Origin of the sequence: Pseudonocardia sp., from assembly GCF_025965585.1 — a bacterium.
Classification (GTDB): domain Bacteria; phylum Actinomycetota; class Actinomycetes; order Mycobacteriales; family Pseudonocardiaceae; genus Pseudonocardia.
Map to the genome: position 1 here is coordinate 1 of NZ_JAOPWR010000477.1, position 23033 is coordinate 23033.

22 protein-coding genes are annotated in these 23033 nt (G+C 72.4%); 6 read left to right on the top strand and 16 right to left on the bottom strand.

Going from position 1 to position 23033, the window contains the following annotated elements:
• Positions 1 to 881: LysR substrate-binding domain-containing protein (locus JWR81_RS29225; protein ID WP_297660070.1), on the top strand; the 881-nt coding region annotated here is incomplete at its 5' end.
• Here the strand turns inward: JWR81_RS29225 and JWR81_RS29230 are convergent.
• The 3 genes from JWR81_RS29230 to JWR81_RS29240 are packed head-to-tail and all read right to left on the bottom strand — an operon-like array spanning position 847 to position 3934.
• Complete coding sequence (locus tag JWR81_RS29230; RefSeq protein WP_297660074.1) at positions 847 to 1767, bottom strand: MBL fold metallo-hydrolase; 921 nt, start codon at positions 1765 to 1767, stop codon at positions 847 to 849. The genes JWR81_RS29225 and JWR81_RS29230 overlap by 35 nt on opposite strands.
• A complete protein-coding gene (locus tag JWR81_RS29235) occupies positions 1764 to 3035 on the bottom strand; it encodes an LLM class flavin-dependent oxidoreductase (protein ID WP_297660077.1) in 1272 nt (423 codons plus the stop codon). Before JWR81_RS29235 ends, JWR81_RS29230 begins: the two co-directional genes overlap by 4 nt.
• Positions 3032 to 3934: a fumarylacetoacetate hydrolase family protein gene (locus tag JWR81_RS29240; protein WP_297660086.1), complete on the bottom strand. Its 903-nt coding sequence runs from the start codon at positions 3932 to 3934 to the stop codon at positions 3032 to 3034. Before JWR81_RS29240 ends, JWR81_RS29235 begins: the two co-directional genes overlap by 4 nt.
• 159 nt (positions 3935 to 4093) lie before the next feature.
• Between JWR81_RS29240 and JWR81_RS29245 the strand changes: the two genes are divergently transcribed.
• Positions 4094 to 5044 carry an alpha/beta hydrolase gene (locus tag JWR81_RS29245; protein WP_297660089.1) on the top strand — a complete coding sequence of 317 codons (951 nt, stop codon included), beginning with the start codon at positions 4094 to 4096 and terminating at the stop codon, positions 5042 to 5044.
• 100 nt (positions 5045 to 5144) lie between these two features.
• Here the strand turns inward: JWR81_RS29245 and JWR81_RS29250 are convergent, their stop codons facing one another.
• The 10 genes from JWR81_RS29250 to JWR81_RS29295 form a co-directional block, all read right to left on the bottom strand.
• Entirely contained in the window at positions 5145 to 5831 is a 687-nt protein-coding gene (locus JWR81_RS29250; protein WP_297660092.1) for a cyclase family protein, read from the bottom strand.
• Between the two features lie 8 nt (positions 5832 to 5839).
• Positions 5840 to 6610: an SDR family NAD(P)-dependent oxidoreductase gene (locus JWR81_RS29255; RefSeq protein WP_297660095.1), complete on the bottom strand. Its 771-nt coding sequence runs from the start codon at positions 6608 to 6610 to the stop codon at positions 5840 to 5842.
• Positions 6611 to 6674: 64 nt separating this feature from the next.
• On the bottom strand, positions 6675 to 9113 hold the full coding sequence (locus JWR81_RS29260) for a xanthine dehydrogenase family protein molybdopterin-binding subunit (RefSeq protein WP_297660098.1): 2439 nt from the start codon (positions 9111 to 9113) through the stop codon (positions 6675 to 6677).
• Positions 9110 to 9628 (bottom strand): (2Fe-2S)-binding protein, encoded by a 519-nt coding sequence (locus JWR81_RS29265; protein ID WP_297660101.1) that lies wholly within the window; start codon positions 9626 to 9628, stop codon positions 9110 to 9112. The genes JWR81_RS29260 and JWR81_RS29265 overlap by 4 nt, the downstream gene beginning before the upstream one ends.
• 5 nt (positions 9629 to 9633) lie before the next feature.
• Positions 9634 to 10539 (bottom strand): xanthine dehydrogenase family protein subunit M, encoded by a 906-nt coding sequence (locus tag JWR81_RS29270; RefSeq protein WP_297660104.1) that lies wholly within the window; start codon positions 10537 to 10539, stop codon positions 9634 to 9636.
• Between the two features lie 158 nt (positions 10540 to 10697).
• Positions 10698 to 12560 (bottom strand): helix-turn-helix domain-containing protein, encoded by a 1863-nt coding sequence (locus tag JWR81_RS29275; protein ID WP_297660107.1) that lies wholly within the window; start codon positions 12558 to 12560, stop codon positions 10698 to 10700.
• Between the two features lie 69 nt (positions 12561 to 12629).
• Complete coding sequence (locus JWR81_RS29280; protein ID WP_297660111.1) at positions 12630 to 13769, bottom strand: DUF3500 domain-containing protein; 1140 nt, start codon at positions 13767 to 13769, stop codon at positions 12630 to 12632.
• Positions 13766 to 14509 (bottom strand): GntR family transcriptional regulator, encoded by a 744-nt coding sequence (locus tag JWR81_RS29285; RefSeq protein WP_297660114.1) that lies wholly within the window; start codon positions 14507 to 14509, stop codon positions 13766 to 13768. Before JWR81_RS29285 ends, JWR81_RS29280 begins: the two co-directional genes overlap by 4 nt.
• Before the next feature lie 32 nt (positions 14510 to 14541).
• Entirely contained in the window at positions 14542 to 15717 is a 1176-nt protein-coding gene (locus JWR81_RS29290) for an NAD-binding protein (RefSeq protein ID WP_297660117.1), read from the bottom strand.
• Between the two features lie 17 nt (positions 15718 to 15734).
• The gene (locus JWR81_RS29295) at positions 15735 to 16256 is read right to left on the bottom strand and encodes a pyridoxamine 5'-phosphate oxidase family protein (protein WP_297660121.1); all 522 of its coding nucleotides are present in this window, start codon (positions 16254 to 16256) and stop codon (positions 15735 to 15737) included.
• Positions 16257 to 16407: 151 nt separating this feature from the next.
• On the opposite strand from JWR81_RS29295, the gene JWR81_RS29300 reads away from it, so the two are divergent.
• Both JWR81_RS29300 and JWR81_RS29305 read left to right on the top strand, forming a co-directional pair.
• On the top strand, positions 16408 to 18000 hold the full coding sequence (locus JWR81_RS29300) for a thiamine pyrophosphate-binding protein (RefSeq protein WP_297660126.1): 1593 nt from the start codon (positions 16408 to 16410) through the stop codon (positions 17998 to 18000).
• 140 nt (positions 18001 to 18140) lie between these two features.
• The gene (locus tag JWR81_RS29305; RefSeq protein WP_297660129.1) at positions 18141 to 19208 is read left to right on the top strand and encodes an aldo/keto reductase; all 1068 of its coding nucleotides are present in this window, start codon (positions 18141 to 18143) and stop codon (positions 19206 to 19208) included.
• 3 nt (positions 19209 to 19211) lie between these two features.
• Here the strand turns inward: JWR81_RS29305 and JWR81_RS29310 are convergent, their stop codons facing one another.
• Positions 19212 to 19727, bottom strand: a complete 516-nt coding sequence (locus tag JWR81_RS29310) for a MarR family winged helix-turn-helix transcriptional regulator (RefSeq protein WP_297660132.1) — start codon at positions 19725 to 19727, stop codon at positions 19212 to 19214.
• A 70-nt stretch (positions 19728 to 19797) separates the two neighbouring features.
• On the opposite strand from JWR81_RS29310, the gene JWR81_RS29315 reads away from it, so the two are divergent.
• Together JWR81_RS29315 and JWR81_RS29320 are read left to right on the top strand one after the other, a co-directional pair.
• Positions 19798 to 20988, top strand: a complete 1191-nt coding sequence (locus tag JWR81_RS29315) for a hypothetical protein (RefSeq protein ID WP_297660135.1) — start codon at positions 19798 to 19800, stop codon at positions 20986 to 20988.
• Positions 20989 to 21041: 53 nt separating this feature from the next.
• Positions 21042 to 21365 (top strand): putative quinol monooxygenase, encoded by a 324-nt coding sequence (locus JWR81_RS29320; protein WP_297660138.1) that lies wholly within the window; start codon positions 21042 to 21044, stop codon positions 21363 to 21365.
• Here the strand turns inward: JWR81_RS29320 and JWR81_RS29325 are convergent.
• Together JWR81_RS29325 and JWR81_RS34600 are read right to left on the bottom strand one after the other, a co-directional pair.
• The gene (locus tag JWR81_RS29325) at positions 21362 to 22369 is read right to left on the bottom strand and encodes a TerC family protein (RefSeq protein WP_297660141.1); all 1008 of its coding nucleotides are present in this window, start codon (positions 22367 to 22369) and stop codon (positions 21362 to 21364) included. The two genes, JWR81_RS29320 and JWR81_RS29325, sit on opposite strands and share 4 nt — an antisense overlap.
• A gap of 264 nt (positions 22370 to 22633) precedes the next feature.
• Entirely contained in the window at positions 22634 to 22900 is a 267-nt protein-coding gene (locus JWR81_RS34600; RefSeq protein WP_367278882.1) for a hypothetical protein, read from the bottom strand.
• Between the last annotated feature and the right edge of the window lie 133 nt (positions 22901 to 23033).

Sequence of the window (23033 nt, forward strand, 5' to 3'; positions counted from 1 at the left end):
TGCACCTGGTGCAGCAGTCGCTCAGCGCACAGATCAGACAGCTCGAGGACGAGCTCGGGGTGCAGCTGCTGCGCAGGACCACGCGCACGGTCGAGCTGAGCGAGGCCGGGGAGATCCTGCTCGGGCACGCCCGATCCATCCTGGACGCCGTCGGCAGCGCCCTCGAGCAGACGCGGCGCACGGCCTCGGGCGAGGCCGGCAAGCTGGCCATCTGTTACACCCCGACGCTGGCAGCGGAGACGCTGCCCCGGCTCGTCACCGGCCTGCACGAGCGCCATCCCGGGGTCACCCTGCAGATGTGCGAGATGTGGCAGTCCGAGAGCGTCAACGCGGTGCGCTCCGGCCGCTTCGACGTCGGCCTGGCCCGCTGCCCGGACGTCATCGACGGTGTGGAGTACGTCCGGCTGCGCGAGGAGCCGCTCGGGGTGGTCCTCGGCGACAGCCACCCCCTCGCCCGTCGCGACCACGTCGAGCTGCACGACCTCGCGCGGAGCACGCTGGCGATCTGGCCGCGGTCCCTCTCCCCCGGGTTCTACGACCTCGTCGTCGACTTCTTCCGCGGCCAGGGCTTCGCCGGTGCCATCCAGGAGTTCGAGTACCTCACCTCGGCGGTCTTCCACAGCGACCCCGCGGCCCGCGCCGAGATCCGTAGGGGCGGGGCGTTCTCCGTCACCTTCGCGACGCAGTTCGACCCGGTGCCCGACGGCTTCGCGTGGCGCCCCGTGGTCCCGGCTCCGATGGTGCCGGTGCAGCTGTTCTGGCGCACCGGAGCCGGGCCCGTGACGAGGAACTTCCTGACCCTGGCCCGCGACGTCGGCGAGGACGAGGGATGGCTCGACCCTTCTTCTAGGCCACGCAGTGCAGCGGGTGCCCGTCGTTGAACGCGACCATGTCGGCGACGACGCGGTCGAAGTCCAGCGCCACGCCCAGCGGCTCGCCACGCAGCTCGGAGTAGGCGCGGTGGAGGTTGCCCACCAGCCGTTCGCGGTCGGTCAGCCCCGCGAACTCACCGAGGTCGATCTGCCGGCCCCAGTCCAGGGGCGCGATCCCCGCCGCGAACCCCTCCTTGGCGCGGTCCTGCAGGAACCGCAGGTAGCGCAGCTGGTCGCCGATCGTCTCCGGCCCGCAGACGGCTCCGTGGCCCGGCGCGACGACGGCGGCACCGAGGCGGTCGACCTGCACCAGGGTATCGATCAGGCCCTGCACCGAGCCCATGACGACGAACGGCGTGCCCCCGTTGAACGCGAGGTCCCCGGTGAACAGCAGCCCGCGGTCCTCGATCCAGAGCGTCACGTCGTCGGTCGTGTGCGCCGGACCCCAGTAGCGCAGCTTGCCGGGGACGTCGTCGAACCACACCGTGAGCTCCTCGGTGAACGTCACCTCGGGCGCCCGGATCTCGAGGTCGCCCCAGTCGACGCCGGGGAACCACTCCTTGGTCGCGAACCCGGTGGCGAGGGTGGCGCTGCGGCACAGCTCGTGCCCGATGATCGTGGCCTCGGGGAAGAGGTAGTTGCCGTAGGTGTGGTCGGCGTGGTGGTGGGTGTTGATGACGGTGCGGATCGGCTTGTCGGTCAGCTCCGCCACCGCGCCGCGCAGCGCACGTGCCCGCCGCTCGGTCATCGTCGTGTCGATCAGCGTGACGGCCTCGCGGCCGACGTGGATCCCGACGTTGTTCAGGCCCCAGCTGCCGTCGAGCTGCACGTAGAGGTGGAACCCGTTGCCCAGGTCGTGCAGGTAGGGCTCGGGCATCCCCGACGCGGCGCTCACGAGCCCGCCACCGGAGCGGCTCCGGTGAGCCCGAACTCCGGCATGATCTCGGTGCCGAAGAGCTCGAGCATCGGCAGCGCCTCCTCGCGCGGGATCATGCCCCAGTGGTACAGCCACACGAAGTAGTCGATCGGCATCTTCTCCAGGAAGCCCTCGACCTGGCGCTTGACCTGGTCCACGGTGCCGCCGATGAGCAGCCCGCTGTTGATCAGCCGGTCGGCGAGGTGCTCGCCGGGCTTGGGGACCGGACCCTCCTCACCGTCGTAGCGGGCCGCCTCCATGAAGCCGAAGCGCTCGTACCAGCCGTGCCAGACCGGCTGCTCGTAGAGCTCGACGCTGCGCCGGATCCGGGCCCTGACCTCGTCGTCCGGCGTGCCGTTGGGGTAGACGTAGAACGTGCGGCAGACGCCGATCCCCTCGCCGAACCGCGGGCTGCGGCCGCGGGAGTTCGCACCCTCCATGTAGATCTCCATGAGCTGGCGCAGCATCTGGTGCGAGCCCATCAGGATCGTCGGGGTGACGTCCTCCTCGCCGCACCAGCGCAGCGTGCCGGGGCTGGCCCCGAAGGCCTGGAACAGCTGCGGGTGCGGGCTGGTGTAGGGCCGCGGCACGACGCTGACGCCCCTGATGGTGCCGTTCTCGTCCACCTCGCCCGGCGTGCCGTAGCGGCCGGTGATCGACTCGGCCGGCGGCCAGTTCGGGATGCCCTCGCGCGGGTAGGGCACCTGGTAGGTCGGGCCGTCGTAGGTCAGCAGGTCCTCGGCCCACGCCTTCTTCATGATCGCGAAGTTCTCGCTGAACAGCAGCCGGTTGCGCTTGTCGGCGTCGCTGGCGTCCGACGACGTCGCGGTGACGCCGAAGTGCTGGCACAGGATGTTCTGCCAGCGGGCCTGGTAGCCGCGCGCCATGCCGACGAACAGGCGCCCCTCCAGCATGTGGTCGGCGATCGCGATCTCCTCGGCGAGGCGGATCGGGTCGTGCGACGGCAGGACGAGGCCGAGCTGCCCGTGCTTGAGGCGCTTCGTGTGACGCGCCAGGTAGAGGTTGAGCATCAGCGGGGCCGGGGAGATCTCCATCCCCTCGGAGTGCATGTGGTGCTCGGTGTGGCAGATGCCCCAGTAGCCCAGGTCGTCCGCCGCCTTGCAGAGCTCGACGAGCCCGGCCAGCATCCGCTGGTATGCCCCGTTGTCACGGCCGATCGGCCGGTGGGCGAGCATCTCGTCCTCGGCCCCCAGGGCCGGGTACACCTGCAGGATCACCTCGGTCATCGCGTGCCTCCTCTGTTCAGGTCGATCGCCTGCCGGCCCGGGTCCTTCTTCGCGCCGACGGTGTTGCGCAGTACGCCGATCCCCTCCACCTCGAGCTCGACGACGTCGCCGGACGCGATCCAGCGGTCGAGCTCCAGCCCGCAGCCCCGGCCGACCGTGCCGCCGCCGAGCACGTCACCGGGCTGCAGCGGCTGGTCCTGCGAGAGGAGCGAGATGACTTCGGGGAAGCTGAAGTTCATGGCGCCGAGGTCGCCCTCGGACCAGGTCTCGCCGTTGATCCGTGCCGCCAGCCGCACGGTCCCGATGTCGATCGCGTCGGCGGTGGTCAGACACGGGCCGAGCGACGTCGCGAAGTCCTTGCCGAACGCCGGGCCGATCCCGACCGCCATCTCGCGGAACTGGATGTCGCGGGCGCTCCAGTCGTTGAAGATCGTGTATCCGGCGATGCACGCGGCGGCCTCGGCCACGCCGACCCGGTAGGCGGGCCGGCCGAGCACGGCGGCCACCTCGAGCTCGAAGTCGAGCTTGTCGGTGTAGTGCGGCCAGGGCACCTCGTCCCCGGGGCCGAAGACGGTGTCGGGATTGCCCTTCCAGTGGACCGGGATGTCGTACCACTCCGCGGGGACGGTGCCGAAGCTGTTCTTCACGTGCTCCTCGACGAGCATGAAGTCGCGCATCGAGTTCGGCCGCGGGAGTGGCGCGCGCAGCCGGACGCGGTCCAGCGGCTCCCGTTCACCGGTTCCCTCCATCGCGGCCGCGGCGAGGGCCATGCCCTCGTCGCCGAGCCTCAGCAGTTCGAGCATCGTGGGGGGCCCGTCGATCGCGACGACCTTGCCGTCGTGCTGCACACCGATGCGCTCGCGGGCGTCCCCGGGACGGCAGTAGGTGACCAGTTGCACGCAGACCTCCCTGTCCGGTTGGCCCGACCGTAGGAGCACGGCGAGGGCGGAGGGAAACACCGGCTGATGGTGGATTCACCATCAGCGGTGGTGAATGCGGCGACGAGCGGGGATTGTGCTGGAATCGAGCGGCATCAGACCCGACGAAGGGAGCACCACGTGGCCGACCCGAACCCGCCGGGCTACGCCGGCTCCGTGGTGCGTCGGATCCCGGCACCACTCGAGGAGCTCGGGTTCCGGGGGCACGACGTCGTCACTGCAGACGGGACCAGCACGTTCGTCGTGCGGGGCGGTACCGGCCGGCCGGTCGTGCTGCTGCACGGGTACCCGCAGGACTGGACGGTCTGGTCGGACGTCATGGCGGATCTCGTCGACACCCACGACGTGGTGGTGCCGACGTTGCCGGGCATCGGCGCCTCACAGGTCTGGCCCGGCGGGTCGTCCACCCCCGCACTGGCCGACTGGCTCTCGAGCGTCCTGGCCTGCTCCGGGATCGCCGGGCCGGTCACGGTTGTCGGACACGACGTGGGGGCGTGGATCGCCGCGGCGTTCGCGGCCGGCCACCCCGGGGAACTGACCGAGCTGATGCTGATCGACGCGTTCCTCCCGGGGATCTCGGACCGTGCTGCGCTCGCCCTCCGACCCGACAGTCCTCTCTGGCACATGCACCTCCACGCGCACGCCGACGCGCTGCGGGTCCTGGTCGGCGGACAGCTACGTACGTTCCTCGCCTGGTTCCTGCGATCGAAGAGCGGCACGGCCGGCGTCTTCCCGGACAGTCGCATCGACCATTTCGCCGCGGTCTACGGCGAGCCGGGTGTCCTCGAGGCCGCGTCCGGCTTCTACCGCGCACTGGCCGAGTCGATCGACGCCGTCCGGGCCGTCGCGGCCGGGTCCGGCTTCGACGGGGACGTGTTCGTGGTCAGCGGTGAGACCGGTCGCGGCCGGCAGATGATCGACGAGGTCGCGGCGCTCTGGCCGAACGTCGACGGGCAGGCGCTGGCCGGACGCGGTCACTACATCCCGGAGGAGGCGCCCGCCGAGCTCGCGCGCCTCATCCGGTCGCTGGCTACCCGCGACGGTCCCGACGGCGGCACCTCCACCGCATGAGGTCCGCGTGCGGGTCACGGGCGAGCGCCAGCATCACGGCGCCCGCGGCCAGCAGCGCCGTCAGGCAGAGGACGGCGATGCCCGACTCCAGCACCACCTCTCACCCCACGAGCGCGACGGCCCTGGTCGGGCCGCCGTGGGCACCCTGCAGCTTGAGCGGGAAGCCGACGAACGTGAACCGGGTGTTGACGATCTTGTCGAGGTTGGCCAGGTTCTCGTAGTGGGTGATGTGCTCCCGACGGCACATCATGTGGCACGGGTAGCTGGTGCTCGCCGGGTTGTCGGGCGTCGGGCTGTCGACGCCGAACGTCTTGACCCCCCGCTCGACGATCCACTCGCTGGCCGACTCGCCGAGCCCGGCGAACTCGCTGAGGTAGCGCTTGTCGCCGTTGTACCTGTTCCACGTGGCGGTGTGGAACAGCACGATGTCGCCGCGCTGCACGTCCACCGGGGACGCGTCGACGACCCGGTCGAGGTCCTCGGCGGTGATGTCGGTCTGGGGCTTGAACTCCGTGACGTCGAGGCACACGGCGGTGCCGTAGAACAGCTCCAGCGACATCTTCTCGATCGTCTCGGCGGACGGGTCCGGGTCGAGGTGGGAGAAGGAGTCGACGTGCGTCGGCCCGTTGTCGTTGAGCATGAACCCGGTGGTCTGGAACGAGAACCCGCTGTCGAAACGCGGGGCGGTCTCCTCGTGCGTGGCGTGGTCGAACTGCACGGTCTTGAGGTGCCCCGGGTAGACCTTCATGCCCTCGTAGATGTCCTGCGAGAGATCGATCAGCTGCATGTCCACTCCTAATACATCACGACGCCTGCGGTCACGTTCAGGTCCTCGCCGGTGATCGCCGACGCGGCGTCGGAAGCGAGGTACGCGCACGCCGCGGCCACCTCCCCCGCCTCGACGAGCCGCCCCAGTGGTGCCGCCCCGGTGAACGCGGCGAGCGCCTCGGCCTCGCTGATGCCGCGCGCGGCGGCCTGACGGGCGATCACCTCGTCGATGCGCGGGCCGGCGACCGCGCCGGGGCAGACGGCGTTGACGCGGATCCCGTGCGGCCCCAGCTCCAGCGCGAGCGTCCGCACCAGCCCGATCACGCCCATCTTCGCGGCCGCGTAGGGCGTGCGGCCGTGCAGCGGGCGCTTGCCCGTCATCGACGAGACCGCGATCAGGCTCCCCTCCCCCGCCGCGATCAGCGCCGGGACGAACGCGCGGAAGGTGAGGAACACGCCGTCGAGGTCGGTGGCGACGCAGTCACGCCAGTCGGCGAGCGCGATCTCGTGCAGCGGCGCCGTCGGGCCGGCGATCCCGGCGTTGGCGACGACGGTGTGCACGGGCCCGAGCTCGCGCGCCGCGTCGGCCACGGCCGCCACCGACGCCTCGTCGCGGACGTCGCAGGCCAGCGCGAGCGTCGTGGCCCCGCCGGCCTCGACGTCGTCGACCGTCTCCTTGAGCGTCGCGGGGTCCCGCGCCGTGACGGCCACGGCGAACCCCGCCGCCCCGAGCGCGACGGCGATGGCCCGCCCGATGCCGCGGTTGGCCCCGGTGACGACGGCGACCCGGGCGGTCATCCGTGCCGGCTCGTGCGCCGATCCGTGCCCACTCGCGCACGGGGTCGTGCCGACTCGCGGGGGGTCACCGGTCCGCCGCCCGGATCGCCGCCCGGAGGCGGTCCGGGGTCATCGGCAGCTCCGTCACGCGGACCCCCAGCGGCGCCAGCGCGTCGTTGACCGCCACGTTGATCGCCGCCGGCGCCATCATCCGGCCGCCCTCGCCGCCGCCCTTGATGCCGTGCAGCGTGTACGGCGACGGGGTCTCGTGGTGGCCGATCTTCAGCTCGGGCACCTCCATCGCCGACGGGATGAGGTAGTCGAGGTAGCTGGAGGTGAGCAACTGCCCGTCGTCGTCGTAGACGAACTCCTCGTAGAGCGCCGTCCCGATGCCCTGCGCGGTACCGCCGACGATGTGGCCGGCGAGCGAGCGGGGGTTCACCAGCGTGCCGCAGTCGTGTACGGCGGCGTAGGCGAGGAAGGTGACCGCACCGGTCTCGATGTCGACCTCCACCACCGGCACGTGGCAGGCGTGCCCCATGAACGGGTAGAAGACGCCGAGGTCCTTGCGGTCGGCCGAGGGCATCGTCGTGTACGGGTGGTCGAAGACCTTCGAGTCCTCGAGCCCGGACTCCATGTCCTCGGGGAAGCTGTGCTTGAACAGGTGCAGCATCACCGCGATGTCGGCGAGGGTCTTGCGTTGCTCGGGCACGCCCTTGACCTGGTAGCCGCCGTCCACCCACTCCAGGTCGTCCGGATCGGCCTCCAGCAGGTGCGCCGCCGCCCGCAGCGCCTTCGCCTTGATCTTCGCCGTGGCGCCCTCGACGGCGCCGGCGAGCATCACCGTGGTGCGCGACCCACCCGGGCCCGTGGCGGGCAGCCCGTTCTTGCTGCCCTGGTAGACGATCGCGACGTCGTGCGGGTCGCAGTCGAACTCCTCCGCGACGAGCTGCGCCACCATCGTCTCCGGGGAGTTGCCCCAGAACGCGCAGGAGTACAGCGTGGCGGTGATCCCGCCGGTGGCGTCGACCTTGAGGGTCACACTCTCGGGCATGGACGTCACCGGGGCGCCGGGCTCGTCGAACCAGAACCAGAACTCCGTGGCCGAGAACACCGAGCGCTCCTGCGCGGTGATCAGACCGATGCCGATGTAGCGCCCCTCCTCGCGGGCCTTCGCCTGCTCCGCGCGCCAGTGCTTGTACTCCGAGAGCTCCAGCGCCTTGTCCAGCACCGCGTCGTAGTCGCCGGAGTCGTAGACGTTCCCGGTCGGGATGAAGTGCGGGAACTCGCGGATGAAGTTGCGCCGCCGGATCTCGACGGGATCGAGATCGAGCTCGCGGGCGGCCTTGTCCACCATCTGCTCGAGCATCCAGTTGTTCACCTCCGAGCCGAAGCCGCGGTAGGCGCCCTGCTGGTTCTTGTTGGTCATCGCCGCGCGCACCCGGTACCGCACGCTCGTCATCGCGTACGGCCCGACGACCTGGGCGAGCGCGTTGCCGTGGTGGCCCACGCCGAACTGGATGTAGGCGCCGTAGTCGTCGACGGTGTCGATGTCGATCCCGCGCAGGGTCCCGTCGCGCATCAGGGCCAGCCGCACGTCGTAGACGCGGTCCGAGCCGTGGTGGTCGCAGTTGGAGATGTTGTCGACGCGGTCCTCGAGGTACTGGACGGGCCGGCCCACCTCGCGCGAGCACATCCCGGCGATCACCGAAGGCTTGGTGGCGAACAGCTTCGAGCCGAAGCTGCCGCCGGCCGGTACGGGCCGGACGTCGAGCTTGTTGGCCGGGATCTTCAGCGTGCCGGCCACCATGAACAGGTAGCTGGTGAAGCTCAGCGAGTTGGTGTGCACGGTGAGCTCGCCGGTGGCGTGGTCGAAGTCGGCGACAGCGCCGACGGTCTCCAGCGGCTGGCCGCCCGAGCGGCGCCAGCGCAGCCGGTCGGTGACGATCACGTCGGCCTCGGCGAAGTCGCGCTCGACGTCGCCGAAGTCGAACGTGCGGTCATACGCGCAGTTGGAGCCCAGGTCGTCGTGGACAAGCGCGGCGCCGTCCTCCAGCGCCCGTTCCGGGTCGACGACGGCGGGCAGTGGCTCGTACTCCACCTCGATGAGCGCGAGCGCGTCCTCGGCGAGGTAGCGGCTGTCGGCCACGACCACCGCGACGCCCTCGCCGACGTAGCGCACCTTGTCCAGCGCGAGGCAGCGCCACGTGTGCTTGGCGGGATCGGGCCCGAAGTCGGGAAGCGGGCCGCACAGCTGCGCCGCCTGGGCTCCGGTGATCACCGCGTGGACGCCCGGGGCGGCCAGGGCCTCTGCGGCGTCGATGCCCGCGATCACCGCGTGGGCGTGCGGGCTGCGCAGCACCGCTGCGTGCAGCATGCCGGGCACGGTCATGTCGCCGATGTAGCCGCCGCGCCCGCGCAGGAACTTCGGGTCCTCGACGCGGCGGATCGACTTGCCGACCCACGTGCGGCCTTCCTTGTGCGTGCGGACGGGCGGGGCGTCGGGCCGGTCCATGGTGGTCATGCCTGGGCTCCCGTCGGTGCGTCCGAGTCCGCCTTCATGCGCGCGGCGGCGGCGCAGACGGCCTCGGTGATGAACTGGTAGCCGGTGCAGCGGCAGAGGTTGCTCGCGATGCCCGCACGCACCTGGTCGTGCGTCACGTCGGGGTTCTGCTCGACGATCTCGCAGGCCCGCATGAGCATCCCGGGCGTGCAGTAGCCGCACTGCAGGCCCTGCTTGTCCCAGAACTCGTCCTGCAGGGGATGCAGCTCGGCGCCGTTCGCCAGCCCCTCGACCGTACGGATCTCCGCCCCGTCGACCTGGACGGCGAACGTCGTGCAGGAGCGGATGCTCGCGCCGTCGCGCAGCACGGTGCACGTACCGCAGACGCCGTGCTCGCAGCCGACGTGGGTGCCGGTGAGCCCGAGATCCTCGCGCAGCACGTCGACCAGCAGCTTGCGGGCCTCCACCGACACGGTGCTCGTGCGGCCGTTGACGGTCAGGGTGACGTCGTGCCTGTCCGCTGTGCCTCTGTCCACGGGGCTCACCTCCGGTCCTGGGCGCGGGTCAGCGCCAGCTCGATGCCGCGGCGCAGGTAGCTGCGCGCGATGTCGGTGCGGGTCTCGGTGCTGCCGTGCACGTCCCCGGACGGCGCCAGCTCGGCGGTCGCGGCGTCCGCGGCCGCGCGGACCGACGCCGCGTCCGGCACCGTGCCGGTCAGCGCCCGTTCGGCGGCGTCGGCGCGCACCGGGGCGCCGGCGACACCGCTCAGCGCGATCGACGCGCGGGCCACGGTGTCGCCGTCCAGCTCGATGACGCAGGCGACGCCGACCAGCGCGAAGTTGCCGTGGGTGCGGGCGAACTCGACGAATGCCTCCCCGCGCCTGGCGCCGGCGGAGCGCGCATCGGCGTTGCCCCCGCCCCGCCGGGGGACGCGCACCTCGGTGAGGATCTCGCCGGGCTCGATGGCCGTCGAGAACGGGCCGCGGAAGAAGTCGGCGGCCGGGATCGTGCGCGACCCCTGCGGCCCGGCCACGACGAGGTCGGCCTCCAGCGCGAGCGCGACGGCGGGCAGCTCGGCGGCCGGGTCGGCGTGCGCGATGCTCCCGCCGACCGTGCCGCTGTTGCGGATCGGCGGGTGCGCGACGTACCCGAGCGCCTCGGCCAGCAACGGCGCGGTGAGCGCGACCTCGGGCGAATGCTCGGCGTGCGACTGGCGGACCATCGCACCGATCACCAGGGTGTCGCCCTCGGTCCGGATCCGCGTCAGCTCCTCGACGCGCCGCAGGTCGATCAGGTGCGCCGGCTGGGCCAGCCGGAAGTTCATCAGGGGCACGAGGCTCTGCCCGCCTGCGAGCACCCGCGCCTCGTCGTCGGCGTGGGCGCCCAGCAGCTCGACGGCCTCGGCCACGCTCGTCGGCGCGGCGTAGTGGAACGGGGGCGGTTTCACGGCGACCTCCTTGTCGTCTGCGCGCCCACGGCAGGCAACGCACTGCCACCGGCGCCCGCCGATCCTGTCGAGTCGGCGGACCGGCAGACCATGTGTGGGCCCTCAGAGGAACCGGACATGTGCTGGCCACACTCACAAGGTGCGCACCTGATCGGGCGCTACCGGTCCTCGACGCGGACGATGTCGCGCACCGTCAGCGCGAGCTGGAGATCCAGCCGGGTGTCGCTGCGGCGGAGGCTGCGCCCGGTGAGCTTCTCGATGCTCGCGAGCCGGTAGCCCACCGTGTTGGGGTGGACGACGAGTGTCCGGGCGGTGGCCGAGGTCGAGCAGCCGGCGGCGAGCCACACCCGCAACGTCGGGAGCAGGTCGCCGCCGCGCCGGGCGTCGTGGGCCACGACGGGCCGCAGCAGGTTCCTGGCGAACCGGCGCAACGCGCCCGGTGTGCCCTCCTCCAGGAGGAACGCGGCCAGCCCGAGGTCGCGGACGTCGACGAGGCCCCCCGGTCGGACCGCGCGGCGCAGCCGGACGGCGCCGCGGGCCACCCGGTACGCGGCCTCGTGGTCGGTGGGCCCGTCCGCGACCGGGCCGACCGCCATCGTGGCGGTCCGTTCCGGCAGGGCGTGCTCGACCTGGGTGAGGATGCCGCGCAGCACGTCGTCGAGACCGGGCACGTCCGGGAGCAGGAGGACCTGCACGTCCTCGTGCGGCCCGACGAGCGGTGGCACGGTCCGGCGCGCGGCCGCGTGCACGACCTCGGCCAGCCGGGGAGCCGGCCCGGGCGGATCGAGCGTGAGCACCGCGACGACGTGCGGACGGGAGAGGTCGTGGCCGAGGGCGGCCGCCCGGTCCAGCACGCCCTGCGGGTGCAGCGGCCCGCCCGGGTGGAGCAGGTCGCCGATCAGGTCACCCGACAGCCGCTCCTCGACGTCCACCAGGTACTGCTGCTTGAGCACCTCGAGCGCCACCACCAGCGCGAACCGCTCGATCACCCGCCGTTCCACCGGCGCGGGCGCCGCGCGCGGGTTGGTCACCCACAGCCGCGCGGCCAGCTCGCCGCCGACCACCACCGGCGCCACCCAGACACCGCGCGTTGCGGCGACGGGGTGCCCGACCGCCGACGCACCCGGGCGGCCCGGGCGGCCCGCGGGCACCTCGACCACCTCGTTCTGGCGGGCCAGCGTGTCCAACGCCGCCCGCACCGGCCGGCGACGGCGCGCGGCGCCGTCCGGCGGTGGGTGGTAGCCGCTCTCCGGCGCTCGCGCGAGCACCCTGCCGTGGCGGTCCTCGACCGTGACCGACGCCCCGAGCGTCTCGGCCAGTGCGGTGACCAGTCCGGCCAGCCCGACCTCGTCGAGCACCAGGCGCATGAGCCGGCGGTGCTGCCGCTCGGCCCATTCCATCACGGCGCGGCTGCGCTGCAGCTCGTCGTTCGTCCGCGAGAGCTCGGTGATCACGTTCTGCTGGTCGCTGCGCAGCCGCGCGGTCTCGCACGCCAGCGCGGCCTGGTCGGCGAGCAGTTCGATGAGCTCCACCTCGGCGGCGCCGAACTCCCGGGCGGCCACGGAGTAGGCGACGATCACGCCGAGGAGCCCCGAGTCGGGTGCGTGCAGCGGCGCCGCGATCAGCGCCTGGTACCCCTGCTTGGGGGCCAGGTACCGCAGCCGCCCGTACCGGACGGCGCTGCCGACATCGGAGACAGCGACGGTGTGCCCGACGCGGTAGGCCTCGGCGGCGGGCGAGTCCAGGTTCGGTCCCGCGGGGTGGATGAGCAGCGACCCGGTGTCGCTGACGAGGGCGACGTAGTCACGGGACAGCCCCGACGAGCCCGCCACCCGCAGGTGCTCCTGGTCGGGTTCGGCGAGCATCACGGCGCAGTACTCGAAGCCGATCAGCGCGCAGGCCTGCTCGGCGACCCTGGTGAGCACCCCGTCCAGCGGTTCCGCGGCGTTGACGGCCCGCGCGATCTCGCCCACCACGCTCATCCACGAGCGCAGTGTCGACGGCACCTCCGGCGCACCCACCCGAGCACTGTGACCGCGCAGGGCCGGACCGGCAAGGGGCGGAGCCCCCCGCGGCCACGGTGCCGGCCGTCAGGCGTGGTGCTCGGCCCGGTGCGCGGTGAGCGCGTCGAGCCCGAAGTCGGTCTCGGGATCGCGCCATACGGAATGCGCGTGGTTGGCGCCGCGGGCCGTGTCGTCCCACTCGAGGAGCAGCCGCGGGGCCTGCAGCCGGTAGTAGTGGGGTGCGCCCGGTTCGGTCGAGCCGGCCCAGGCGAAGTGGACGGTGTCCTCCTCGATGGGGGCCGCGAGGCCGGCGGGCACGCGCCCGCGGTACGCGGCGAGCAGGCCGCGCAGGATCTCGCGCTGGCCGGCGTCGAGAGCGGTGGCGGGGATGCCCTTCGGCTCGTCCGTGATCGCCAGTAGCCGGTGGTCGGCGGCGTCCAGGCCCGACGCCTGCTCCGCCTTCCGGCTCATGGCGGTGACCCGGTCGTGCAGCCGCTCCTCGGTGAAGTGCCCGCGCCAGATGTCGGGCAGGAGGATCATCTCGTCGCCGTGGGCGATGCGGGAACGGTTGCCGCCGACGATGTCACTCGGCGCGCGGTCGAGCAGCACCGCGCGCGCGGCCGCGTCGGGCGACAGCGACCGCACCAGGTCCCTGGCGAGGTCCTCCACCCGGCCCAGCGGCCGCAGCAACCCGTCACCCACCAGCGGGGACGACGCGGGGTCGGCCCCGAGGAAGCACGGCGTGGTGGACCGGACGGCCCCGTCGACGACGAGCATGTTGAGGGAGACGTGGTGGCCGCCGAACCGCCATCCCCACACCCCGCTCGGCCCCGGCTCGCCGAAGATCCGCAGGTAGTAGAGCCCGGGGTCGCGACCCCGTTCGCGGCCCCAGTCGACGGCGAACTCCTCGACGTGGTCGAGCACGTTCTCCAGGCCCATGATCGCGGCGACCGTCACGTAGCCCGCGGTGGAGGTCCCCGCGGCGACGAGCTGCATCGCCAGGCTCTGCTGGGCGGGGCGCTGGACGCCGACGGGGAGCCCGCCGTGGTCCGTGGGCGTGTAGTACCAGCGCAGCCGCTCGGCGTCGGACTCCTCGGCTGTCCCCGGGGCCGCCCAGTGGGCGAGCGCCCGCTGGGCGGGGTCGAGCGTGGCCAGCCAGGCCTGCGCCGCGGCCGCCATGCGTTCCGCGACGGTGACCGACACCGGAACAGTGAGCTGGTCCGTCATGGGATGGTCCTCTCTGCCGAGGCGAGCGCCTGCCGGATGGCGGCGCGGAGCAGGGGCGGCTCGTGCGCAGGGTCCATCGAGGCGATCAGCGCCAGCCCCGCCCGCGAGAGATGGCGGGCCAGGAGCGTCGTGGCCGCGGCGGTGTCGCGCTCCCGGCACAGCCGGGCGAGCTCGGCGTGCTCGCGGGCACCGAGCGTCCAGCCGCTGCCGTCCCTGCTCACGTAGATCTTGCGGTAGCGCCCGGTGTGCTCGGCCCACTGGGTCATCGAGCTCAGCATGCGCTCGCCGGCGTGCGCCACCAGCCTCATGTGGAAGCGGTGGTGCTGGTCCTCCCACACGTCGAAGCCCTGCGACTCGGCCGCGGCCACCGCGTCGACCAGGCGGTCGAGCTCGTCGAGGTCGGCGGCGGTGAAGCGGGGGACGCTCAGCCCGAGGGCCAGGGTCTCGTTCGACACCCGCATCGCGTAGAGGTGCTCGACCTCGTCCACCGACAGATCGGTGACCCGGGCCCGCTGGTTGATCTCCACCTCGATCAGGCCCTCGCGCTGCAGCAGGCGGAAGGCCTCACGCACGGGCCCTCTGCTGACCTGGTGGTCCTTCGCGATCCGCGCCTGCGACAGCCAGGCTCCCGCCGGGACGTCGCCGGACAGGATGCGGCCGCGCAGGTCGGCGTGGATCACCTCGGTGGCGTCGCGGCCACCCGGGACGATCAGCCGGCCGGTGACCGCGTTCTCCTGCACCGGGCGGATTCTCCCGGACGCGACCGCCGGCGTCATTGCCCCGGACCGTGCAGCCCGAAGATCAGGCGCGGATCACCCGGCCGGAACGTCCCGTCGAACTGGGAGCTGTCGCCGATCTCGCGGTTGCGTTCGAGGAGCCGGGAACCGAGCGCGAGCTGCGATTCCTCCCAGGCGGTGAGCGCCTTGATCACGTCGCCGCCGGCGGCCTCGAGCTCCGCGGCGAGGACCCAGCCGTCCTCCGCCGCCTTCGCGGTGCCGGCCGCGGCGTGCGGCCGGACGGCGAAGGCGGCGTCGCCGAGCAGGCAGACCCGGCCGAACACCATGCGCGGCACCTCGATGTCGAAGACGGCCTGGACGAACGGCTCACGGATGCGGGCGGCGACCTCCGCGATCGGCGGTGCCAGGAGCGCATCGGCGGAGCTCCGCAGCTCGTCGACGAGCTCGTCGCGCACCGAACCCGGCGGCAGCGACACCGATCGGCGTTGGCCGTCGCGGTCGGTGAGGAACTCGGCCAGGTCGGGCTCCGCCACGTTGCGGTACCAGACCATGTTGATCAGCCGCTCGCCCACGTCGATCGCGCCGTCGGGCCCGGGGATCGGGTAGGCGAGGATGTGGCTGCCGGGCAGGACCTGGTAGGTCAGCGCGTCGTGCAGGGCGTCGAACGTGCCCGCGTCGAGCTCGCGCTCGGGCACGGTGCCGCGCCACGCGACGTAGCCCGCGTAGCGCGGCACGACGTCCGGGAGCAGCGTCGAACGTGCGAGCGAGCCGATGCCGTCGGCGCACACGAGCAGATCGGCGCGCACCTCGTCGCCGTCGGCGAAGCGCACGCTCACACCGTCCTCGACGTCGGCGAACGACGCCATGTCGCTGCTCAGGCGGTAGCGCTCGGCACCGAAGGCGTCGAGGAGGGCGCCGTAGATCGTGTTCCACGAGGAGAAGCGGTAGCGGTACTGCTGGGTGTGCCCCACCGAGCCGTCCCGGTCGAGGAAGCGGATCCACTCGGTGCTCGAGGTGATCCGCCCGACGGGGACCCCCAGCCGCTCGACCGGGTAGCGCAGGGTCTCGGGCAGGACGGCGATACCCGCCCCCCGGGCCTGCAGCGTCGCCCGGGACCGCTCGAAGACCGTGACGTCGCAGCCGATGTCCCGCAGCAACAACGCGGCGGTGAGGCCTCCCAGCGACCCGCCGACGACCGCGACCGACGGCATGCCGCTGACCGGGCCGCTCAAGGGCGACCGAAGGTCGCGATCGAGTCGACCTCGAGCTCGAACAGGACGCGGCGCTCGTCACGGCCGGGGTCGCGCAGCGCGTAGGGACCGGGGTTGCCCGTGTACTTGGTCCAGATCCGGTCGAGCTGGGCCGTGACACGCGGGCCCTCCTCCGGGTCGTCCTCGGAGATCTCGCGGGCGACCGTGGCCTTGATGCTGACCCAGTGGTAGGCGTTGGCCGGGTTCATCAGCAGGAACGTGGCCTGGGGCGCCTTGCGCAGCCAGTCCACCTTCCTGCGGTGCGTCGCGAGGTTGAGCAGCACCGTGTCGCCCTCGTAGTCGAACCACACCGGAGTCAGGTTCGACCGTCCCGTGCCACCGGTGACCGACACGACGGCCGTGACCGGCTCGTCGATCAGCTGCTTGTAGATCGGGTCCAGGTCGCCCAGGCTCGCGACCGAGGCGTGATCGCCGACCTCGAACTGGCCGGGCTGAGTACCGTCCGCGACGTCCCGGAACTTCGCGACCGTGATCGCCATCCTTGGCTCCCTCACATCGATGTGCGGCTACTGCAGACAGTTCGAGAGGAACGTAGCGAGCGACCCACGTCATGTCCAGCGCGTGAACAGTGCCGATGTCATCGCTAGTGTGTCCTCCATTGTCGAAGTGTCAACACATCAGGGGTGACGAGTGCAGGGTCCGACCACAAGCCGGGCGCTGGCCGACGCGCTGGCCGAGGGCTTGCGCGACGCGGGCGTCGAGCGGATCTTCGGTGTTCCGGGCGGCGGCCCCAACCTCGACATGATCGGCGCCGCCGCCGAGCGCGGAATCGACTTCGTCCTCACCCACGGCGAGACCGCGGCGTGCATCGCCGCCTCGACCTACGGCCGGTTGACCGGCACACCCGGCACGGCCGTCGTGACCCGCGGGCCCGGCCTGACCAGCGCGGCCAACGGCCTCGCGCAGGCGACGCTGGACCGGGCACCGCTGCTCCTGATCAGCGACACCGTCACGGCGACCTCGGCGGACCGCACCGCACACCAGCGGCTGGACCAGGTCGCAACGGCCGCGCCGCTCACGAAGTGGAGCGGCACCCTCGGCCACGCGAACCCGAAGGACGTCGTCACCGCGGCGGCACGGCTGGCGCTCGACGCCCCGGCGGGCGCGGTCCACCTGGCCTTCGACCCGACGGCCCCGGGAGATGCGCCACCCGGCCCGCCGGCCCGGACCGCCGCCGATCCGCAGAACACCGCGACCGCGCGCAAGCTGGTGGCCGCCGCGCGGCACCCGGTCGTCGTCGTGGGGGTCGACGCGGGCTCCGACGCGGCCGCCGTCCGCCAGGCCCTCGCCGGCCTCGACTGCCCGATCCTGGTCACCTACGAGGCGAAGGGAGTGGTGCCGGAGTCCTGGCCGAGCTTCGCGGGGCTCTTCACGGGTGCGGCGCTCGAACGGCCCCTGCTCGAGCGAGCGGACCTCGTCCTCGGCGTCGGGGTGGACCCGGTCGAACCGATGCCCGGCCCCTGGCCGGGTGACGCCCCGGTCGTCCTCGTGCACTCGCACCCGGTCGAGACCGCGTACTTCGGCGCCCCGCTGCTGCTCGTCGGCCCCTACGCGACGCTGCTGCCGGAACTGGTGGGAGTGGCCGCACCGGAGTGGCCGTCCGGCACCGGGAGCGCCGGGAACACGGTCAACCTCGACCGCCTCGGCGAGTACCCCTCGCCCCCGGACGGGGCCCTCACCCCGCTCGACGTGGTCCGGACGGCCCGCCGGTCGCTCGGCGACATCCTGCTCACGGTCGACGCCGGCGCACACATGCTCGTGACGATGCCGGTGTGGGCGACGGACGGCCCCGACCCGGTGCTGATCTCCAACGGTCTGGCCACCATGGGTTTCGCCCTCCCCGCGGCGATCGGGGCCGCGCTGGCCCGCCCCGGACGCCGGGTCGCCTGCCTGGTCGGCGACGGCGGGCTCGGCATGGCCATGGCCGAGATCGAGACCCTCGCCCGGCTGGCGCTCGACGTCACCGTCGTGGTCTTCAACGACACGGCGCTCACCCTCATCGCCCTCAAGCAGCGTGACGCGCAGGGCGGCCGCTCCGCCGTCACCTACCAGGCGACGGACTTCGCAGCGGTCGCCGTCGCCATGGGGGTGCCGGGAGTGGTCGCCGACAGCGTCGACGGGCTGCGCCGTGCCCTGGAGTCGCCGGCGCGGGGCCCGCTCGTCGTGGACGCCCGGATCGACCCCGGCTCCTACCGGCACGTGATCCGCACCATCCGCGGGTAGTTCGTCCGACGGGCGGCGACGGGATCCTCACGGCGATCCAGGACGCCGTGGTCGACGCGGTCGCCGAGCCGGGGCAGGTGCTCCGAACCCGCCGCGGCTCGACCCGGCCGTCCCGGCGGTGCACGCCTAACGTGGGAGGCATGGAGTACCGCAGCCTCGGACGCACCGGAATGCAGGTCAGCCCCCTCTGCCTGGGAGCGATGATGTTCGGCGCGTGGGGGGAGCCCGACCACGACGTCTCGATCGGGATCATCCACCACGCCCTCGACTCGGGCATCAACTTCATCGACACCGCCGACGTCTACAGCCAGGGCGAGTCGGAGGTGATCGTCGGCAAGGCACTCGCCGGCGGCCGCCGCGACGACGTGATCCTCGCCACCAAGTTCCACGGCCAGATGGGCGCGGACGTCAACGCCTCGCCCACCGAGCGCACCGGCGACCCGAACCACCGCGGCAACTCTCGTCGCTGGATCGTCCAGGAGGTGGACAACAGCCTCCGCCGCCTGCAGACCGACTGGATCGACCTCTACCAGGTGCACCGCCCCGATCCGGACACCGACGTCGAGGAGACGCTGTCGGCGCTCACCGACCTGCAGCGCCAGGGCAAGATCCGCGCGTTCGGGTCGTCGACGTTCCCGGCGCACGACGTGGTCGAGGCGCAGTGGACCGCCGAGCGACGGTCGCTGGGCCGGTTCGTCACCGAGCAGCCGCCGTACTCGATGCTCGCGCGCGGCATCGAGAAGGACCTGCTGCCCGTCACCGAGAGGTACGGGATGGGGGTGCTGCCCTGGAGCCCGCTGGCCGGGGGCTGGCTGTCCGGGCGCTACCGCAAGGACCAGGACGTGCCGACGTCGACGCGCGGCGAGCGGATGCCCTCCCGCTACGACCTGTCGATCCCGGCCAACCGCGCCAAGCTGGACGCCGCCGACGCCCTCGCAGTGGTGGCGGAGAAGGCCGGGCTGTCGCTGATCCACATGGCGCTGGCGTTCACCCTCGCCCATCCGGCGGTCACGGCCCCGATCATCGGGCCGCGCACCCGCGAGCACCTGGACTCACAGCTCGGTGCCGCCGACGTGACCCTGAGCAGCGACGTGCTGGACGCGATCGACGAGGTCGTGCCGCCCGGCGTCACGCTCTCGCAGTTCGACGAGGGCTACGTGCCGCCGTCGCTGCAGGACCCGTTCCTGCGCCGCCGCCGCACGGCCTGAGGCTCACGCCTGCGCCGATCCCGGGCAGCCCAGCGGGTCGGGATCGGGCGGCGAGCCCGGCCGGTCGGAGGTGAGGCGGCGCAGCATCGACTCGCAGACCGCCCGGAAGCCGTCGACCTGCTCGGCGGTGAGCCCGTCGAAGAGGTTCTCCCGCACGCAGCGGACGTGCCCGGGCGCGGCCGCGCGCAGCACGGCGCGGCCCTCCTCGGTCAGCACGACGTGCGTCACGCGGCGGTCGGTGGGGTCGAACTCGCGGCGCACCCATCCGTTGCCCTCGAGCCGGGCGACGGCGTGGCTCATGCGGCTCTGCGAGTGGTCCATGATCGCGGCGAGCTGGGTGATCCGGGCGGAGCCGCCGGGCCGCTCGGAGAGCTGCACGAGCACGCCGTAGTGCGTGTGGGCGATGCCGGAGTCGCGTTGCAGCTGCCTGTCCAGTGCGCGCATCAGGAGCATGTTCGACGAGAGGTACGCCCGCCACGTCGCCGCCTCGTCCGGTGTCAGCCATCGTTCGTCGCCCACGTCGCCACAGTGCCACCCCGCCTGGCCACCCCGCCTGCCGTCCCGGCCCGCGCTCGGGCAGGATCAGCACGTGGAAGGCGGGCTCCTCACCACCGGAGACGCGCTCCCGGCCGCACCGACGGTGGAAGCGCCGGTGCGTCGACGGGCGCTGACGGCGCTGGCCCCTGCGCTGGTGGACCTCGCCGTGCGGGCCGTCGGCGTCGCCGTGCTGGCCGTCATGGCCGGTCGTCACGACTCCGGGCCGGTTCGCGAGCTCTCCACCTGGGACGGCGCGTGGCTGCTCGCGATCGCCCAGCACGGCTACGCGGGCGTGCCCTCCGACATGCTCGACGCCTACGGCCACCACACCGCCGTCACCGCACTCGGCTTCTTCCCCGGCTACCCCGCCGCCGTCGCCGCCGTCGGGGTGCTGACCGGCGGGAACCTCGTCGCTGCCGGACTGCTGGTGTCGTTCGTGTCCGGGATCATCGGGGCGTACGCGCTGACCCGCCTCGGCGAGCTGGTGCCCGGCGGCTCGCGCCGTGCGGGCCTCATCCTCGTGGCGCTCTTCGCCGCCGCGCCCATGGGCGTGGTGCTCTCGATGACCTACTCCGAGTCGCTGTTCTGCGCGCTCGCCGCGTGGTCGCTCGTCGGCGTGCTGCGCCGGCAGTGGCTGCTCGCCGGGCTCTGCGCGGCCGCGGCCGGGCTGGTCCGGCCCACCGCGAGCGCGCTCGTCGGGGCCGTCGGGCTGGCGGCACTGGCCGCCGTCGTCGCCCGGCGCGACGGGCTGCGGCCCTGGATCGGCGGCCTGCTCGCCGCCACGGGCCTGCTCGGCTACCTCGGCTGGGTCGCGACCCGCACCGGCGAGCTCGACGGCTGGTTCCGCATCCAGCGCGAGGGCTGGGGCTGGTACCTCGACGGCGGCGGCGCCACGGCGAAGTACGTGGCCGAGGTGCTCGGCGGCGGGCAGCAGCTGTTCGACATCGCGATCCTGCTCGCGCTCGTGGGCAGCGCCGTGCTGCTGGTTATCGGCGTCCACCTGCAGCTGCCGTGGCCGCTGCTCGTGTACGGGGCGTTGAACCTCGTCACGGTCTGGGGCACCGAGGGGCTCATGAACAGCAAGCTGCGGCTGCTGCTGCCGGCGTTCGTGCTGTTGATCCCGATCGCGCTGGGTCTGGCCGGTCGGCGCCGCAGCACCATCGTCGCCGTGGTGGTGGCGGTGACGCTGGCGTCGGCATGGTTCGGCGGGTACGCCCTGACCATCTGGCCCTACGGCATCTGACGCTACGGTCGTGCGATGACCGACGACGTATTTCCTCCCGCGGAGGCGGCATCGTGACCGAGGGCAGCAGACGCGTCGGCCGGTACGTCCGGATGGTGGCGCACGAGGGACAGGGCGCGCGGCTCGCCGACACGCTGTTGAGAGTGGCAGACGGCATGCGCGGCGCACCGGGCTGCGAGCTGTACGTCATCAACGTCTCGAACGACGAGGCAGACACGGTGTGGGTCACCGAGGTCTGGGCCGACGAGGAGGCCTCCGACCGGGCCCTGAACGGCGAGCTGGGCGAGGTCGGCATCGGCGACGTGCTCGAGCTGCTGGCCGGGCCGCCGGAGCTGGTGGACATCACCCCGATCGGCGGCGCCGGCCTGCCGGGCTAGCCCTCGCGCTCCGCAGGCTCGGTCCGGTGGGCCTTGAGTGAGCCGGCGTGCGCCTTCGCCGCGGGGTCGCCCTTCGTCTTGGCCAGGCTGGCCACGGTGGTGATCACGAGCACCACCACGATCACGCCGAGGCTGACGGGCGTGGAGATCTCCGGCACCGACGTGCTGATGTCGACGTGCGCCCAGTGCAGCATCAGCTTGACGCCGATGAACGCGAGGATCAGCGCCAGGCCGGCCGACAGGTAGACGAGCCGGTCGAGCAGACCCTGCACCAGGAAGAACAGGGCGCGCAGGCCCAGCAGCGCGAACGCGTTGGCGGCGAAGACGATGTACGCCTCCTCCGTCACGCCGAAGACGGCGGGGATGGAGTCGAGCGCGAAGAGCAGGTCGATGCTGCCGATCGCGATGAGCACGACGAGCAGCGGCGTCACCATCCGGCGGCCGTCGACCTTCGTGAAGATCCGGCCCCCGTGGTAGTCGTCGGTGACGGGGAGGAACCGGCGCGCGGCCTTGACCACGGCGTTGTCCTCGACGTCGGGGTCCTCGTCGCGGTGGCGGAACAGCTGCACCGCCGTGAAGACGAGCAGCAGCCCGAAGATCAGGAACATGAACGAGAACAGCGACAGCAGCGTGGCACCGAGCGCGATGAAGACGGCCCGCATGATCAGCGCCAGGATGATGCCGAACGTGAGCACCTTGTGCTGGTGGCGCTCGGGCACCGCGAACGTGGTCATGATGATCACGAAGACGAAGAGGTTGTCGACCGACAGGCTCTTCTCGACGAGGTAGCCGGCGAAGTACTGGGTGCCGAGGTCACCCCCGTAGGCCGCGGCGAACCAGACGCCGAACGCGATCGCCACGCCGATGTAGAACAGCGACCAGGCCGTGGCCTCCTTGAACCCCACCTTGTGCGGCTTGATCGCCGCCACGACGAGGTCCATGGCCAGGAGCCCGACGATGACGGCGATCGTCACCGCCCACGTGAGCCCGCTGATCTCCAGCACGACGCCTCCAGCTTCGCTCGCCCATTACCAACGCTTTACCCAACGGAGGCTGTCGTCCCCGGGTTCCCCGGGTGATGCAGCACTCGACGCGCCGCCGCGAACACCCCGTCCGGGGAGCATCCCCCAGCGAGCAGCGCACGAACGAGAGAGCCGCCGATCTCCCCCAACCGGGCGGCGCCGTCGGCGCCGAGGTGCGCCCACGGTGCGTGGCCGAGCGGTTGGTGTCGTCCTCGGTGCCCTTCCGCAGGGCCTCACCCGCGGGCGTCAGGGCACCACCGGCATCGAGGACGCCTCGGCCAGTCGCACAACGGCCGCGTTCCACTGCTCCTGGCTCCAGCCACGGCTGCCTGTCGCGAACGGCACCACGAACCCGCGCCCGGTGGCGGTGTAGCTGACGAGCGCGTCCAGCCCGGCCCCGACGAGGCCCACCGCGCCCATCGGCGCCGACCGCACGGCCAAGTAGCTCATCCGGCCCGGCTCGAGACCGGCCGCCACCAGGTGCTGCCCCGGCTCGGGGGCGAAGTAGGTCATGGCGTGCAGAGGTTCGAGGCCGCGCGCGAGCCGGCCCGGGTCAGGGGTTCCCCGGCGCGGCCGCCACCGCCGAAAGATCCACCAGCCGGGGACATGGTTCGGCCGCGAACGGGGTAGACGGCGGAGGTCACCG

Bases quoted from the DNA above. Each gene is read 5' to 3' on its own strand.
- JWR81_RS29260 (WP_297660098.1), bottom strand. From the start codon at position 9,113: ATGACCACCATGGACCGGCCCGACGCCCCGCCCGTCCGCACGCACAAG.
- JWR81_RS29295 (WP_297660121.1), bottom strand. From the start codon at position 16,256: ATGGCGATCACGGTCGCGAAGTTCCGGGACGTCGCGGACGGTACTCAG.
- JWR81_RS29280 (WP_297660111.1), bottom strand. From the start codon at position 13,769: ATGACGGACCAGCTCACTGTTCCGGTGTCGGTCACCGTCGCGGAACGC.
- JWR81_RS29235 (WP_297660077.1), bottom strand. From the start codon at position 3,035: ATGACCGAGGTGATCCTGCAGGTGTACCCGGCCCTGGGGGCCGAGGAC.
- JWR81_RS29290 (WP_297660117.1), bottom strand. From the start codon at position 15,717: ATGCCGTCGGTCGCGGTCGTCGGCGGGTCGCTGGGAGGCCTCACCGCC.
- JWR81_RS29255 (WP_297660095.1), bottom strand. From the start codon at position 6,610: ATGACCGCCCGGGTCGCCGTCGTCACCGGGGCCAACCGCGGCATCGGG.
- JWR81_RS34600 (WP_367278882.1), bottom strand. From the start codon at position 22,900: ATGACCTACTTCGCCCCCGAGCCGGGGCAGCACCTGGTGGCGGCCGGT.
- JWR81_RS29305 (WP_297660129.1), top strand. From the start codon at position 18,141: ATGGAGTACCGCAGCCTCGGACGCACCGGAATGCAGGTCAGCCCCCTC.
- JWR81_RS29250 (WP_297660092.1), bottom strand. From the start codon at position 5,831: ATGCAGCTGATCGATCTCTCGCAGGACATCTACGAGGGCATGAAGGTC.